The sequence below is a fragment of the Amycolatopsis sp. NPDC058986 genome, from assembly GCF_042741125.1.
GTDB lineage: Bacteria > Actinomycetota > Actinomycetes > Mycobacteriales > Pseudonocardiaceae > Amycolatopsis.
In genome coordinates this window covers 159,095-173,941 of record NZ_JBHYJW010000002.1, presented here as the reverse complement: position 1 = coordinate 173,941, position 14,847 = coordinate 159,095, and the positions used below count along the sequence as shown (strand labels likewise).

The window sequence follows — 14,847 nt, the reverse complement described above, 5'->3', positions numbered from 1 at the left end:
CTGCGTATGTCCGAGAATCTGACACATCGTCTGGCCGAGCATGTTCGTGAGCATGGCTGGAACGAGCGGACGGCCTATCTCGCCGACGACCGCGCCTGGACGTTCGCCGAGGTGTTCGCGGGTGCGGCGCGGGTGGCGGGCGGGTACCGCTCGGCGGGCCTGCGTCCCGGTGACCGGGTTCTGCTCGCGCTGCCCGACAGCGTCGAGCTGGTGTGGTGCCTGCTCGGCGCCTGGCAGGCCGGTGTCGTCGCCATTCCGGTGAACGTCCAGATGAGCCAAGCGGACCTGACCCGCGACGTCGCGACGGCGGAACCCGCGTTGGCCGTTGTCGACCCCGAGACCGCCGGATGGCTCGACACCGCGGGGCTGGTGCCGACCACCCGCGCCGAGCCGCTGGCCGCGGGCGAGCCGGACACGGGGTTCGCGGACGGCGGTGACGCGGCCGCCCTGGCGGTGTTCACCTCCGGCACCACGGGCGCGCCGAAGCTGTGCTTCTACCTCCACCGCGACTTCGGTGGCCGGCGGAATACGCTCGCAGAGGCGGCACCCGGGACCGTCGCGCTTTCGGTGTCACGTATGTACTTCCTGGGCGGGCTGGGCATTTCGCTGTTCACCACGTTCGAAACCGGTCAGACCACCGTGCTTTCGCGGCCGCGTGCGACCCCGGCCGCGGCGATCGAACTCCTGCGCCGCCACGAGGTCACGGTCCTGTTCGCGCAGCCGAGTTTCCTGGCGCGGCTGCTGCTCGAGCCCGGCCACGCCGAGGTGTTCGGCAGGCTCCGGCAGGTGATGTGTGCCGGGGAGGTGCTCTCGGCGCGGGTGCGCGAGAAGCTGGTGCCGATTTTCGGGGACCGGCTGCTGAACCTCTACGGCGCCACCGAGATCGGCGGGATCGCCGCCGGCCGGCCCGCCGAGTACGACGCGCCGTCGGCGGTCGGGCCCGCCTTCGAGGGACGGCCGATACGCGTCGTCGACGCCGAGGGGAACGTGTTGCCCGCGGGCACGCAAGGGGAGTTGCACATCCGCGTCCCCTTCGCCACCCGTGGTGTCGCGAAGGGCAGCCTCGGCCCCGACCAGTTGCTCGACACCTGGTGGCCGACCGGGGACCTGGCGACGATCGACGAGAACGGCGTCGTGCACGCACACGGCAGGCTGGACGACGTCGAGGTGATCGGCGGGCAGAACGTGGTCCCCGGTGAGGTCGAGCGGCTTCTCGAAAGTCATCCACGCGTGCTTGAAGCGGCGGTCAGCGCCACCCGGCTGGCGGCGGGCGACACCAGCCTCCGCGCCTACGTGGTCGCCGCTCCCGGAAGCGGCACCGAGCCAGGCGGAGACGGCGACGCGCTGGGCGCCGAGCTGATCGACCTCGTCCGCTCCCGCCTGTCCTGGTACAAGGTCCCGCACGACGTCGTCTGGCTGGATGCCTTGCCGCGCAACGGAAACGGCAAGATCCTGCGCAGGCAGCTCCGGGCGTCCGGCGATCAGTTCGTCTAGGTCCCGGACCGGTCGAGGGCCGCGTCCACGCCCAGCGCGCCACCGCGGCGGAATTCCTCGGCGAAGACGGCGTCGCCGAGCGCGGTGCTCGCCAGGCCGGTGATCCGGTCGACGTCGTCGCGTTCGGCGGCGGGCAGCGGGGCGCCCACCCCGGCCCGCGCCGACGCGGCGGCGCCCAGCAGCCGGGCGGCCCGCCGATGCTCGCCGCTCAGCGCGTACGCCCCGGCCAGTCCCTCCATGGCCAGCGCGATCGCGCGCGGGTCGCCGAACCGGTGTGCGACGGCGAAGCCTTCGCGATGCAGCCTCAGCGCCTCCTCCGGGTCGCCGCGTAGTTCGGCGACGAAACCGAGTTCGGCGAGGATCAGCGTGTTGCCGGGTTCGAAGTCGACCTGCCGGTTCCAGGCGAGCAGCGTGCGCAGATGCTGTTCTGCGACGGCGAATTCGCCCTCCCGGCGGGCGCCGAGCGCCAGCCCCGTCAGCGCGTACATCTCGCCGGGGCGGAAGCCGTGCTCGACGCCGACCCGCTTGGCGCGTTCGTGAAAGTCCTTTGCCTGCGCGTAGTTCTTCCGCAGCAGCGCGGCCCGGCCCAGCCAGGACAGCTGATAGGACACCTCCGGCCAGAGTTCCAGTTCCTCGGCCATTCGCAGGCCCTCGGTGTACCGCGCGGCGGAGCGGGTGTAGTCCCCGGCGATCGTTTCCAGGATGCCCTGGGCGAACGAGGCCTGCAGCCGGCCCCACTGGTCGCCGAGTTCGCCGAACAGATCCGCACTGCGGTCGGCGTTGCGGCGAGCTTCGGCGACGTCGCCCTTCGCCAGCGCCTGGCTGGCCAGATCGCTGCACGCGGCGGCGATGCCCCAGTCGTCGCCGGTGGCGTCGAACTCGGCGAGCGCCTCTTCGGTCAGCCGTTCGGCCCCGGTCAGATCGGCCACAGTGGACAGTACGTATCCGAGGAACCATTTGGCCCGCGTACTCGGTGTCGTGCCGTCGGCGGCCTGATCGGCTTTTTCGCCCGCCAGGATCCCGATTCCGGTCAGCATCGCCCGCGCGTCCGCCCGCGCCGCCGGATCACCGCCGGGCAGGGCGAGCGCGGTACGCAGCGAGCGGATCGCCTCGGTGAGCCTGCCGCGCAGGAACCAGTACCAGGTCAGGGCGTTCGCCATGCGCAGGGCCCGGTCCGGCTCGCCCCACGCGGCCAGATTCTCCAGCGCGGCACGGAGATTCGCGGTGTCCGCGTCGAGCCGGCGCAGCCAGCGCCGCTGCTCGCGGCCCCGGAGACCGCCGCCGGAGCGCTCGGCGAGCCCCAGGTAGTAGTCGGCGTGCCGCCGCCGCACCGCGTCGAACTCCCCGGCGTCGCGCAGGCGTTCCCGGCAGTACTCCGCGACCGATTCCAGCAGCCGGTACCGCGGCTCGGTGGTGCCTGCCGGCGTCACCAGCGAGCGGTCGACCAGCTTGGCGAGCAGGCCGAGGACCTGCTCGGGCACCACGCCTTCCCCCGCGCAGACCGCCTCCGCCGCGTCCAGCGCGCAGTCCTCGGGATGCACCGCGAGCCTGCGCAGGACCAGGCGTTCCGGCTCGGTCAGCAGCTCCCAGCTCCAGTCGATCATCGCGCGCAGGGTCTGTTGCCGGGCGGGCGCGCCGCGGCGGGTGGTGTCCAGCAGCCGGAAGCGGTCGTCCAGCCTGCGCAGCAGTTCGGCGACGCCGAGCGCGCGGACCCGGGTCGCGGCGAGTTCGAGCGCCAGCGGCAATCCGTCCAGTTTCCGGCAGATCGCGGCGACCGCGCCGGCGTTGTCACTGTCCACAGTGAACTCTCCGGCCGCGTCGGCGGCGCGGGCGGCGAACAACCGCACCGCGCTGTCGGAGTCCAGCGGCGGGACGGCGAACTGCGTTTCCCCGGCCAGGCCGAGCGGTTCCCGGCTGGTGGCGAGGATCCGCAACTCCGGTGCGGCGCGCAGCAGCCGCGCGACGACCGCCGCGACCGGTTCGATCACCTGCTCGCAGTTGTCCAGAACGAGCAGGATCTCCTTACCCCGCAAGGAATCCGCGATTCGGTCCGCCGGATCGGACGGGTGCGCGGCGGCCTCGTCGCGGACGCCGAGCGCGGCGGCGATCGCCTCCACCACCCACTCCTCGGGCGGGCAGACGGCCGGCTCGCAGGACTGCCGCTCCAGCCCGGCGAGTTCGACCAGCCGCGCCCCGGCACCGAAGCCGTCCGCGAGGCGTCGCGCGGTCTCCAGCGCCAAGCGGGTCTTGCCGACCCCGCCCGGCCCGGTCAGCGTCACCAGCCGGGATTCGCCGACCAGCGCGCGCACGGCCCGTACCGCGGCCGTCCGGCCCACCAGCTCGGTCAGCGGCACCGGGAGGCTGACCGGCGGCCGGGCCTCGACGGCGTCGAGCGCCGGATCCTGCGTCAGGATCGACCGGTGCAGCGCGGTCAGCTCCGGGCCGGGGTCGAGCCCCAGCTCCTCGGCGAGACGATGACGTACCTCGTCGTAGGAGGCCAGGGCTTCGCACTGCCGACCGGACGCGTAGAGCGCGCGAATCCGCAGTGCGCGTAGCCGTTCCCGCAGGGGGTGCTGCTCGACCAGGTCGGCGAGTTCCCCGATGACGGCGGCGTGTTCGCCGAGCGCGAGCCGCGCCTCGGCAAGGTTCTCCCGCGCGACGAGCCGCTCCTCTTCGAGCCGCTGGATCACCGGCCGCGCGAACGGTTCGTCCGCGAATTCGGCGAGCGCGGGACCTCGCCACAGCGCCAGCGCGTCGGACAGCAGCGCGGCCCTGGCACGGGGATCCTCGATGCCGCGCGCCTGCTCGGTCAGCGTCCGGAATCGCGCGGTGTCCAGCGCGTCCGGCTCGATCCGCAGCAGATAGCCGGGGGGCTGGTGCACGACGAGCCCGCCGCCGTGTCCCGGCTCGGCGCGTTCCAGCGCACGGCGCAGCTGGGAGACCTTCGTCTGCAGGGTGTTCACCGGGTTGCCGGGCGGCCGCTCGCCCCACAGGTCGTCGACCAGGCGGTCCGCGGAGACCGGCCGTCCCTCGTGGACCAGGAGGTCCGCCAGCAGCGTGCGCACCTTCGCCTCGGGCACCCGGACCGGCCGGTCGTCCTCGGTGAACACGGCCAGCGGCCCCAGGATCCCGAATCGCACGAACCCACCGTATCCGGCGTCGTGCGCGGACCCGCAGCGAACCGTGCGCGCCTCCCGGCACCGTGATCGGCAGACGACGAACTGGAGGAGAACATGTCCGAGAAGAGGACACCGGTGACCGTGCTCGGGCTCGGCGCCATGGGCAGCGCGCTGGCGGGTGCGCTGCTGACCGCGGGACACCCGGTGACGGTGTGGAACCGCTCGGCGGGCAAGGCCGCGCCCCTGGTGGCGAACGGAGCGGTGGCGGCGGGGACCGCCGCCGAAGCGATCGCGGCGAACGAGCTGGTGATCGTCTGCCTGCTGGAGGACCGGTCGGTGCGCGAGGTGCTCGGCGCCGGTGCGGACGCGCTGGCGGGCAAGGCGGTGGTCAACCTCACCAACGGCACGCCGCGCCAGGCACGGGAGCTGGACGAATGGGTGTCCGCGCGCGGGGCGTCGTTCATCGACGGCGGGATCATGGCGATCCCGCCGATGATCGGCCAGGCGGGCGCGTTCGTGTTCTACAGCGGGCACCGGCAGTCGTTCGACGCGCACCGCGCGGTGTTCGACGTCTTCGGCGAAAGCCGTTACGTCGGCGACGATCCGGGGCTCGCCGCGTTGCACGATCTCGCCCTGCTGTCCGGGATGTACGGCCAGATGGCGGGGATTCTGCAGGCGTTCGCGCTGATCCGCAGCGCGGGTATCGCGGCGGGCGAGTTCGCGCCGCTGCTGCAGGGCTGGCTGACCGCGATGGGCGGTTACGTGGAGCGGGCCGCCGCGCAGATCGACAGCGGTGACTACGGACGGGACGTGGTGTCGAACCTGGCCATGCAGGAGGCGGCCTTCGGCAACTTCCCGGCGGTGGCGGAGGAGCAGGGCGTCAGCTTCGAACTGCTCGCCCCGCTTTGGCCGTTGCTGACGCGCCGGGTCGAAGACGGGCACGGCGCCGAAGACATCACCGGCGTGATCGAACTTCTCCAGAAATAGCGAGGAAAGCCATGAGTGACAAGGGTTTGACAATGATCGGGCTCGGCCCGATGGGCCAGGCTATGGTGCGTTCCTACCTGGCCGCCGGTCACCCGGTGACGGTGTGGAACCGGACCGCGAGCCGGGCGGACGACCTGGTGGCCGAGGGCGCGACCCGTGCGGGCACGGTCGCCGAGGCGCTGGCCGCGCACGAGGTGGTGCTGCTCAGCCTGACCGACTACCAGGCCATGTACGACCTCCTCGCGCCCGAGGGCGATGCCCTGCGCGGGCGGGTGGTGGTCAACCTCAGCTCGGACACGCCGGAGCGGACCCGGGTGGCCGCGGAGTGGCTGGCCGCGCGCGGCGCCGAGCTGATCGCCGGTGGCGTCATGGTGCCCGCGCCCGTGGTGGGCACGGAGCATTCCTTCGTGTTCTACAGCGGGTCCCGGCCGACCTTCGACCGGATCGAACCGCTGCTCGCGGTGATCGGACGGCCGGACTACCGGGGTGCCGATCCGGGGCTGGCACAGCTGTACTACCAGGCGTTGCTGGATTTGTTCCTCACCACGCTGTCCGGATTCCTGCACGCCGGCGCGTTGCTCGGCACGGCGGGGGTGAGCGTCGAGACGCTGGTGCCCTACGCGCAGGAGAATCTCGCGCTGGCGTCCTCGCTGCTCGGTGAGGCCGCGGAGTACATCGACTCCGGCGCGCATCCCGGCGACAAGGCGAACGTGCTGATGATGGGCGCCACCGCGGAGCACATCCACACCGCGAGCCGGGACGCCGGAATCGACCCGGAGCTGCCCGCCGTCGTCAAGGCGCAGTACGACCGCGCGATCGCCGCCGGACACGCCCGCGACAGCTGGACCAGCCTGATCGAGGTCATCCGGGGCAAGGCGAGCTGACCGTCCGTGAAGGCCTCCTTACCGGCGTTGAGCGCCGTGAAGGAGGCCTTCACGGCTCGTCGGGTTCTCCGGTCGGGAAGAAGATCGCGCTCACCAGGCGCGGGCGGCGGCCCGGTGCCGGGGAGTTCTCCCATCGGGACCGGAACAGTGCGACGAGTTCCTCGACCATTTCGGCGTGCTCTTCGTCGGTGAGCCACATGACGCCCTGCCGGTAGCCGACGAGATCGGCGGGCGGGTCGGCGTCCTCCCGGTCGAGGTAGTTGCCGAACTCGGCGAGCAGCGCGGCCATCGCCCCGGTGAACGCGCGGCGGTGGTCCTCCAGCGACATCGTCTTCGCCAGGTCCAGGTCGATCTTCGCGTTGTCGCGCTGGAGCCGGTAGTAGCGCTCGACGGCGCCGTGCACCCGCTTCTCGTCGACGACCTCCAGGATTCCCGCTTTGGCCAGCAGGCCGACGTGCCGGTACACGCTGGTCTTGGGCACGTCCGGCAGGCGGGCGCACAGCTGCGTGGTGGTACGGACGCGGTCACCGGACATCGCTTGCACGATGCGGTTACGGACGGGGTGCAGGAGCAGGTCGAGCGTGTTCACGGCCAGACGTTCCCATATCTGCTACTGTTATCAAAATTGGGAATGCAGAGGGTAGGGGGTTGGCTGATGACCAAGCTGAGCGAGCAGGCGGTACGACCGCTGCGGACGCTGGATCCGGACGGGCCGCTGGACGATCTCGCCTGGCTGGACGAGGTGGTCGGCGACGCCAGGGTGGTGGCGATCGGGGAGGGGTCCCACTACCTCGCCGAAAACCTGATGCTGCGCCACCGGCTGACGCGGTATCTGGTCGAGCGGCACGGCTTCAGCGCGTACGCGATGGAGACCGGTTTCACCGAAAGCTGGCTGGTCCACGACTGGATCCGCACCGGCGAGGGAGACCTGAGCCAGGTCATGGCGAACGGCGTGACTTCGCTGATGGGCCTGTGGCCGCAGTTGCGCGCGCACCTGGAGTGGATGCGGGGCCACGAGCGGCCGCTCGGCTTCTACGGCGCCGACCTCGGCGGCTCGGTCGTGTCCCTGCTGCCGAGTCTCGACGCGGTGACCGCGTACCTCGCCAAGGCCGATCCCGGGTTCACCCCGGACCCGAAGATTCGCGAAACCGCCGATGTCTTCGCGATCCCATCCGCGTTCTCCATCCCGGAAGGCATTGCGGCGTATGGAAAACTCGCGCAGGAGAGCCGGGACGCGCTGACCGCGGGGCTCGCCGAGCTGCAGGCGCGCGTCACCGGCAGGCGGCTCGACTACATCCGCGCGACCACCGTCGAGGACTACGAGCGCGCGCTCCGCTCGCTGCGCGAGGCGGTCACGATCGATCTGGTGGTGCGGCAGCTGGTCCGGGGCGAGCGACACGGGGTGCTCACCGTTCGCGACACCACGGTCGCGGAGACGGTCGAATGGCTGCTCGGCAGGGAGGAGCGGATTGTGCTCGGCGAGCACAACGGCCACATCCAGCGTGCCTCCGGGGTGTTGCCCGGTTCTCCGCCGGGCACGCCGCCCGCGACGCCGCTGGGGCTGCGGCTGGCCGACCGGCTGGGTGAGGACTACGTGGTCATCGGCGTCACGCTGGGGTCGGGCCAGACGCTCACCGAGCGCCCGGAGTTCTACCAGGGCGAGATCTTCATGGACCTCGAGCCGCCCGAGCCGGACAGCCTCGACGGCCTCATGGCGGCGAGCCACGACGGCCCGTTCGGCGTCGACCTGCGGCGGCTGCCCCCGGAGGACGCCGCGAAGGTACGCGCGGCGACCCGGCAGCGGCTCATGGGAACCCACTACCTCGACGTCGACGCGCTGTCCGCCTACGACGTCCTCGTGCACCTGCCGCACGTCCGCGGGGCCGATCCCGATCCGGACGTCGTCGCCCGTTCGCACCCCGACGTGCGGCAGCGGTTCCCCGCTCGCTGACGTCCCTTGTCGCGTCCTGACCTGGGCTTATGGCACCCAGCCCTGCGAAGTGGAACCATCGGGGGAGACCGCGACGATGACTGAGGTGAGAAACGAGTGCCGGAGAGACGGCGTCCGCTGTTCGGGCGAATCGATCCGTACTGCTGGTGTGCGGTGCTGCCCCTGGTGCTGGTGGCGATTCTGATCGCCGTGTCCGGCGGGCTGGTCATCGGAATGCTCTTCCTGGTGCTCGCCGGGCTGGTGCTCCTGTTCGACTCGTGGGTGAACCGGCCCGACCCGGATGAGCGCCGCCCGCGTCCGGCTGGGCCCGCTCGGGCGCCGCAGGCCGCCCCGCCCCGTCAGGCCCGCCCGCCGCGCCCGCCCGCCGGCCGTGGTCCCGTCGCGGGGCCCGGTCCCGGCGCGGGCAGGCCGGTGAGACGTCCTCGCTGATCGCGGGGAATCGACAGCCACCGGGAGACTCTTCCGCCGTGGGCCGATGGCCCGCGGATTTGCCCGTACAAGGAGGTACGCAGGGGTGCGCAGGGGCATCGCGGTGTTCAGCACGGTGATCGCGTTCGCGGCGGCGCTCGGGGCCACCCCGGCGACGGCGCACCAGCGTGACGAGGCGGACGTGGGCGGCTACGCGGACGTGCTCGACCGGCGCGGCACCCCGGATCGCGCGGAACCGCCGAAGTCCAACCCGATCTCCGTGTTCTCCGACGCCGGGGCCTGGCACGCCTACGCGCTGCCCGCGGCCGGGGACACCGCGCACTACGGCGGGTTCACCGGGCCGCTCTACCTCGCGCAGGAAGGGCCCTGGTACCTGAGCCAGGCCTTCACCCGGATCTCGCTGACCGAGGACGAAACCGGGCGCGCGATCCCGCTCTCGGCCGACCCGGCGCCGGAGATGCACGCCTATCCCGGCCGCCTGGTGCAGACCTATCGCCTTCCCGGTCTCGAAGTCGAACTCGGCCTGCGGTTCGTGTCCGATCGCAGCGCCCTCGTGCAGGCCCGGATCCGCAATCTCGCGCCGCGTCCACGGGCCATCCGCGTTTCGTGGAACGGCGAATTGCTCCGCCACGGCACCGAACCGGTGCGCTCGGCGCCGCGGCTGCGCGGGGATCGCGACGGGGTCCGGGTGGAGTTCGCCAAGGTGCGGGAGCCGGGGAAGTTCGTCACCGACGGTACCGAGGAATTCCGGGTCGTCCATCCGGAACCGGTGTCCACCGTGGTGACAGGGGACGGCTATCGGACCACCCGGCGCGACGCGCTTCGCCTCGCCCCCGGCGCGGCGAACGAGCTGGCTTGGGGCGAGAGCTACACGTTCACCGCGGCCGAACGTGATCGGGAGGCGAAGACGCTGCAGGCGGCAACCTGGGCTCCGCGCCTGGCGGCGGAGCGGGTCGACCAGCGCTGGCGTGAATATCTGCGGCGCGGGCTCGCCGGAGTCGCGCCGGGGGACCGGCGCACCGCGGTCAAGGCGATCGAGACGCTGACCACGAACTGGCGGGGTGCCGCAGGCGATCTGCGTCAGGCCGGGATCACGCCTTCCTTGACCAACAGCGACTTCGCCGCGGGCTACTGGCCTTGGGACAGCTTCAAAGAGGCCGTCGGCGCCGCCCGGTTCTCGCCAGGACTCGCCGAGTCCGTGCTGCGCTCGGTGTACGAGCACCAGATCACCGCCGCCACCCCGGGGCGCGGACAGGACGCGGGGATGCTGCCGGACGTCGTGATGTACAACATGGACAGTTCCGGGGTGAACCTGCGCAACACCAAGCCGCCGCTCGGTGCGTGGGCGGTGTGGCAGACCTTCCGGCAGGGGCACGATCTCGCGTTCCTGCGCGAGATGTACCCGAAACTCCTCGCCCAGCACGAATGGTGGTTCCGCAACCGGGACCACGATCGCGACGGGCTCGCCGAGTACGGCGCCACCGTCGATCCGCTCAACCGCGACGACGCGACGCGGCTGGAGGCGGCGGCCTGGGAGAGCGGGATGGACGACGCGCCGCGGTTCGACAAGGGCACGACCATGCGTGTACTGACCAATGTGGACACACGCGGGCGGGTCGTCGGCTACTCGCTCAACCAGGAATCGGTCGACCTCAACGCCTATCTCGTGGCGGACAAGCATTATCTCGCCGAGATCGCCCGTGCGCTCGGAGACCACGCGCGCGCCGGCGAACTGACCCGGCAGGCCGACAAGCTCGCCGCGCGGGTCCGCGAACTCATGTACGACCGCGGAAGCGGCTTCTTCTACGACGTCGACATCGAGACCCACCGGCCGCTTGTCGAGCGGGGAAAGGGAACCGAAGCGCTCATCCCGTTGTGGGCGGGCGTCGCGGCTCCCGACCAGGCGGCGCGAGTGCGGCAGAGCCTGATCGACCCGGACCAGTTCGCCACGACCGTGCCTTTCCCCACCGTCGCGCGGAACTCGGCCAAGTTCGACCCCAACGGTTACTGGCGCGGCACCACCTGGGTGGACCAGGCGTATTTCGGGATCAAGGCGCTCGAAGCGTACGGCTACGGCGGCGACGCACGCCGGGCGCGGGACAAGCTGATGACCAACGCGGCCGGGCTCGGCGGAAACGCGCCCATCAGGGAGAACTACAACTCGGTGACCGGAGAAGGGCGCAACGCCACCAACTTCAGCTGGTCGGCCGCGCTGGTGCTGACCCTGCTCGCCGGGTGATCACGGCGGAGTGTCGGTGCCGGACACGGCGATCCGGGTCAGGGAGGCCAGCGAGTCGGTGCCGGGGCTGAGGTAGTGATCGTGGTCGGGCACGTCCGACGTGGCGAAGACGCGAGCACCGAAACCCGGGTCGGCGGGTTTGGTGCCGTGGCCGAGCCCGAACAGCCGCACCCCGGGTACCCAGCGGATCCAGTCCTCTGTGGACTGTCCGGCCCAGACCCGTGCGCTGGTACGCAGTCCGGTGACGTCGGCTACGCCCATTCCCGGGCTGCCGAAGGCCGCGATGTCCGTGACCGCCGGTGGCAGCTCAGGTGCCGCGAGCCCGACTACCGTCGAGCCGTAGCTGTGCCCCAGCAATGTCATTGTCGCATGTGGACGGACGGCGGCGAGCCCGGCCACGAACCGTCGCAGGGCCACCGCTCCCGCCCGCGCGAGGTCCTCGCGTGCCGCGGAAATGCCCACGCCGTCCGGCGTGTCGTAACCGAGCCAGGCGATCACGGCGAAGTTCTCCGCACCACGCGCGATGGCTGAGCGGTACAGGTCGGCCGCCTGCACCGCGGGGGCACGGTAGCGGTATCCGCCCAGCCCGGACCAGAAGTTTCCCGCCTGGTTCGCCACTCCGGGGACCAGGACGGCGATCCGGCCGGCCGTCGACAGGTTCCCGAACACCTGCGCCACCCGGCCGTCGCCCCGCGGGTCGAAGAGCAGGAACTGCCCGGCCTGGTCGCGGTACGGCGGCCCTGCCGCACGCATGAGGAAATGGTTTGCCGCGTAGCGCAGTCCGGGCGGCGCGCCGTCCAGCGCACCGATCACGGCCGGATACCGGGCCGCGAGTTCCTGGCGCCCGGACTCGTCGGCCGCGTCCAGAAAGCGTTGTACGTCAACGGGATCGGCGTGCACGGGGTCCGGGAGGTGCCGGTGGTCGGCGCGCCACGCCGCGGTTCCGGCAGGGGGCGCGGCGATCGGGAACGGCGGTGTCGTCGTGGCAGAGGCCACCATCATCGCGACGGTGGTGAGCGCCGGGATCCATCCTCGGCGGTTCCTCGGGAATTCGGTCACCGGGAGAACGGTGCCGATTCGCCGGGCGCTTTTCGTCGGCCCGCCGACCGCACTGTTCGCGGCGGAAGGTAGCCCGCGGGCGTACGCCCGCGGGCCGATGCCCTCCCGGTGATCGCTGGCTACGCTCGCCGCATGCCTGTCACACTCCGTCGCCTGCCACGCGGGCTACTGCCCGCGAGAGCGTGGACGGTTCTGGCGTGGACGGCGCTCGCGCTGTCTCCCGTCTTCCTGACTTTCTGGATCGCGCGCGGTGGCCCGCCCTATGTCCTGGTCACGCTGAGCCTGGCGCTGCCGTTCTGCGTCCTGCGGCGCCGTCCGCTGGTCGTGCTGGGCCTGCTGCTCGCCGAGATGGTGGTGGTCTGGCTGACGCCGCTGCCCGGGTACCAGGCCGCGGCCCAGATCCTCCAAGCGCTGGCCACCGACCTCGTCGTCGGCTACCTCGCGGCCAGCCTCCGCCCGCGAGTTTCGCTCGGCGCCGGCGCGGCGACGTTCGCCGGGCAGCTCGTCATCGCGGACGTCGTCGGGCCGTGGGACACCAGCAAGCTCGACGTCGTTCTCCGGGCGTTGGTGCTGCTCGTCTTCTGGCTCGTCGCCTGGCTCGCCGGGAACACGATCCGCATGCGGCGGCAGTACCAGCGGGCGCGCCAGGCGCAGGCCGAGGCGGAGGCGGTGCAGGCAGAGCGGCTGCGGATCGCCAGGGAGCTGCACGACATGGTCGCGCACACCATCGGCGTGATCGCCATCCAGTCCGGGATGGCCGGCCGGGTGATCGATACTCGGCCCGCGGAGGCAGGTGAAGCCCTGCGCGCCATCGAGACCGCCAGCCGGGACACTCTCGCCGGGCTGCGCCGGATGATCGGCGCGCTGCGCCGGTCCGACGGCGAACCCGTTGTCTCGCAGCACGGCCTCGGTGATCTCGACGACCTGGTCGCGCGGTCCCTCGGCGCCGGGGTGCGCGTGGACGTCGAGTGGCGCGGTGCCCAGAGCCCGCTGCCACCCGATGTCGACCTGTCGGCGTTCCGGATCGTCCAGGAAGCGGTCACCAACGTGATCCGGCACGCCGGAACCGATCGGTGCGAGGTGGTCCTCGACCAGCGGGACGGTGAGCTGTTCGTCGAGGTCACCGACGACGGGCAGGGCGGGGAGCCGAGCGCGGGCCATGGTCTCCGCGGAATGCGTGAGCGGGTCACGCTGCTCCGTGGTGAATTCACGGCCGGACCGCGTCCCGAGGGCGGGTTCCGGGTCACCGCGCGGATTCCCGTGCCGGTGGGCGTCCGATGACGATCCGGGTCGCTCTCGCCGACGACCAGCCCCTGATCCGGAGCGGCCTGCGTGTCCTCATCGGGGAGACCGAAGATCTCGTCGTGGCCGGTGAGGCGGGGACGGGCGCCGAGGCGATCGAGCTGGTCCGGGAGACCCGCCCGGACGTGGTGGTGATGGACATCCGGATGCCGGGTATGGACGGCATCGAGGCCACCCGGCGGATCGTCGCCGGGGCCGGACCACCGCACGTCCTCGTGCTCACCACTTTCGACGAAGACGAATACGTGTACGGCGCGCTTCGGGCAGGCGCCAGCGGATTCCTCGTCAAGGACATGGCGCTCGACGACATCCTCGCCGCGATCCGCGTTGTCGCTTCCGGCGACGCGCTCATCGCCCCGGGTGTCACCCGGCGGCTGATCGCGGATTTCGCCTGCCGCGCCGAACCGGCGCCCGCCCGCCGTCCGCTCACCGGGATCACCGAACGGGAACGCGAGGTGCTGACACTGGTAGGCCGTGGCTTGTCCAACCGCGAGATCGCCGCCGAGCTGTACATCAGCGCCGCCACCGCCAAGGCACACGTGGCGCGCCTGTTCACCAAGCTCGACGCTCGCGACCGCGTCCACCTCGTCATCATCGCCTACGAAGCGGGCCTGGTGACACCACGTTGAACGAGGGGAAACCGATGCTCCGCTCCGCTCTCACCACCGCGACGACGCACGCGCTCGCTCGCTGGACGCCTTGCCTGGACACCGAACTGCACACCCTGCGCGAACTGGTCGGCCCCGGCGACGTGTGCGTGGACGTCGGCGCGGCAGCCGGTTTGTACAGCCAGGCACTTTCCCAGCTCGTCGGGACCGCCGGAACGGTGCACAGCATCGAGCCGCTGGCCTTCTCCCATCCTTTGTGGACGCGGGTGCTCGGCGCGTGGGAGCGGCCCAACGTCGTCCGGCACACCGTCGCGCTGGGCGCCACTCCAGGCCGGGCCGCGATGCGCGTCCCGTTCGGCCCGCACGGTCCCGCCACCAGCAGGTCCTTTCTCGACTGGAAGACCACCGGGCTCGGTTCCAATGCCGAGTACGCCTACCACGTCGACATGCTCGTCGACGCCGAAACGCTCGACGGGTTCCGCGCCGGCACGGGGCTGACCCGGCTCGACTTCCTCAAGATCGATGTCGAAGGCGGCGAACTGCACGTCCTGCAAGGCGGGGAGCAAACCGTCGAGACGTTCCGGCCGACGATGCTCATCGAAATCGAAGCGCGGCACACCGAGCGCTACGCGTACACCCCGGACGACGTCGTCCGCTGGCTGACCGCTCGCGGCTACCGCATGTACGCCTGGCGGCGTGGCTGGCACGGTGTCGACCGGGTTTGCCCGCACACCAACAACTATCTCTTCCGGCCTGCGGCAAAGGACTGACGTCT

General features: G+C 71.5%; 12 protein-coding genes. 9 read left to right on the top strand and 3 right to left on the bottom strand.

Going from position 1 to position 14,847, the window contains the following annotated elements; genetic code table 11:
* The first annotated feature begins 6 nt into the window (after positions 1-6).
* Entirely contained in the window at positions 7-1,494 is a 1,488-nt protein-coding gene (locus ACFW0G_RS02715; RefSeq protein ID WP_378322916.1) for a class I adenylate-forming enzyme family protein, read from the top strand.
* On the opposite strand, the gene ACFW0G_RS02710 is transcribed toward ACFW0G_RS02715, so the two are convergent.
* Positions 1,491-4,634 carry a BTAD domain-containing putative transcriptional regulator gene (locus ACFW0G_RS02710; RefSeq protein ID WP_378322914.1) on the bottom strand — a complete coding sequence of 1,048 codons (3,144 nt, stop codon included), beginning with the start codon at positions 4,632-4,634 and terminating at the stop codon, positions 1,491-1,493. The genes ACFW0G_RS02715 and ACFW0G_RS02710 overlap by 4 nt on opposite strands.
* Before the next feature lie 93 nt (positions 4,635-4,727).
* Between ACFW0G_RS02710 and ACFW0G_RS02705 the strand changes: the two genes are divergently transcribed.
* Both ACFW0G_RS02705 and ACFW0G_RS02700 read left to right on the top strand, forming a co-directional pair.
* Positions 4,728-5,600: an NAD(P)-dependent oxidoreductase gene (locus ACFW0G_RS02705; protein WP_378322913.1), complete on the top strand. Its 873-nt coding sequence runs from the start codon at positions 4,728-4,730 to the stop codon at positions 5,598-5,600.
* Between the two features lie 11 nt (positions 5,601-5,611).
* Positions 5,612-6,484 (top strand): NAD(P)-dependent oxidoreductase, encoded by an 873-nt coding sequence (locus tag ACFW0G_RS02700; protein WP_378322912.1) that lies wholly within the window; start codon positions 5,612-5,614, stop codon positions 6,482-6,484.
* A 49-nt stretch (positions 6,485-6,533) separates the two neighbouring features.
* On the opposite strand, the gene ACFW0G_RS02695 is transcribed toward ACFW0G_RS02700, so the two are convergent.
* The gene (locus tag ACFW0G_RS02695; RefSeq protein ID WP_378322911.1) at positions 6,534-7,073 is read right to left on the bottom strand and encodes a helix-turn-helix domain-containing protein; all 540 of its coding nucleotides are present in this window, start codon (positions 7,071-7,073) and stop codon (positions 6,534-6,536) included.
* A gap of 66 nt (positions 7,074-7,139) precedes the next feature.
* Between ACFW0G_RS02695 and ACFW0G_RS02690 the strand changes: the two genes are divergently transcribed.
* The 3 genes from ACFW0G_RS02690 to ACFW0G_RS02680 all read left to right on the top strand — a co-directional run bounded on the left by ACFW0G_RS02690 (position 7,140) and on the right by ACFW0G_RS02680 (position 11,103).
* Complete coding sequence (locus ACFW0G_RS02690; RefSeq protein WP_378322910.1) at positions 7,140-8,435, top strand: erythromycin esterase family protein; 1,296 nt, start codon at positions 7,140-7,142, stop codon at positions 8,433-8,435.
* Positions 8,436-8,531: 96 nt separating this feature from the next.
* The gene (locus ACFW0G_RS02685) at positions 8,532-8,864 is read left to right on the top strand and encodes a hypothetical protein (RefSeq protein ID WP_378322909.1); all 333 of its coding nucleotides are present in this window, start codon (positions 8,532-8,534) and stop codon (positions 8,862-8,864) included.
* A gap of 85 nt (positions 8,865-8,949) precedes the next feature.
* The gene (locus tag ACFW0G_RS02680) at positions 8,950-11,103 is read left to right on the top strand and encodes a trehalase family glycosidase (RefSeq protein WP_378322908.1); all 2,154 of its coding nucleotides are present in this window, start codon (positions 8,950-8,952) and stop codon (positions 11,101-11,103) included.
* Here the strand turns inward: ACFW0G_RS02680 and ACFW0G_RS02675 are convergent, their stop codons facing one another.
* Positions 11,104-12,162: an alpha/beta hydrolase gene (locus ACFW0G_RS02675; RefSeq protein WP_378322907.1), complete on the bottom strand. Its 1,059-nt coding sequence runs from the start codon at positions 12,160-12,162 to the stop codon at positions 11,104-11,106. It lies immediately after the preceding gene.
* 132 nt (positions 12,163-12,294) lie between these two features.
* On the opposite strand from ACFW0G_RS02675, the gene ACFW0G_RS02670 reads away from it, so the two are divergent.
* Genes ACFW0G_RS02670 through ACFW0G_RS02660 form a run of 3 tightly spaced genes read left to right on the top strand, consistent with a single transcriptional unit; the run spans position 12,295 to position 14,842 of the window.
* On the top strand, positions 12,295-13,443 hold the full coding sequence (locus tag ACFW0G_RS02670; RefSeq protein ID WP_378322906.1) for a sensor histidine kinase: 1,149 nt from the start codon (positions 12,295-12,297) through the stop codon (positions 13,441-13,443).
* Complete coding sequence (locus ACFW0G_RS02665) at positions 13,440-14,093, top strand: response regulator (protein WP_378322905.1); 654 nt, start codon at positions 13,440-13,442, stop codon at positions 14,091-14,093. The genes ACFW0G_RS02670 and ACFW0G_RS02665 overlap by 4 nt, the downstream gene beginning before the upstream one ends.
* A gap of 14 nt (positions 14,094-14,107) precedes the next feature.
* On the top strand, positions 14,108-14,842 hold the full coding sequence (locus tag ACFW0G_RS02660) for an FkbM family methyltransferase (protein ID WP_378322904.1): 735 nt from the start codon (positions 14,108-14,110) through the stop codon (positions 14,840-14,842).
* The last annotated feature ends 5 nt before the right edge of the window (positions 14,843-14,847 follow it).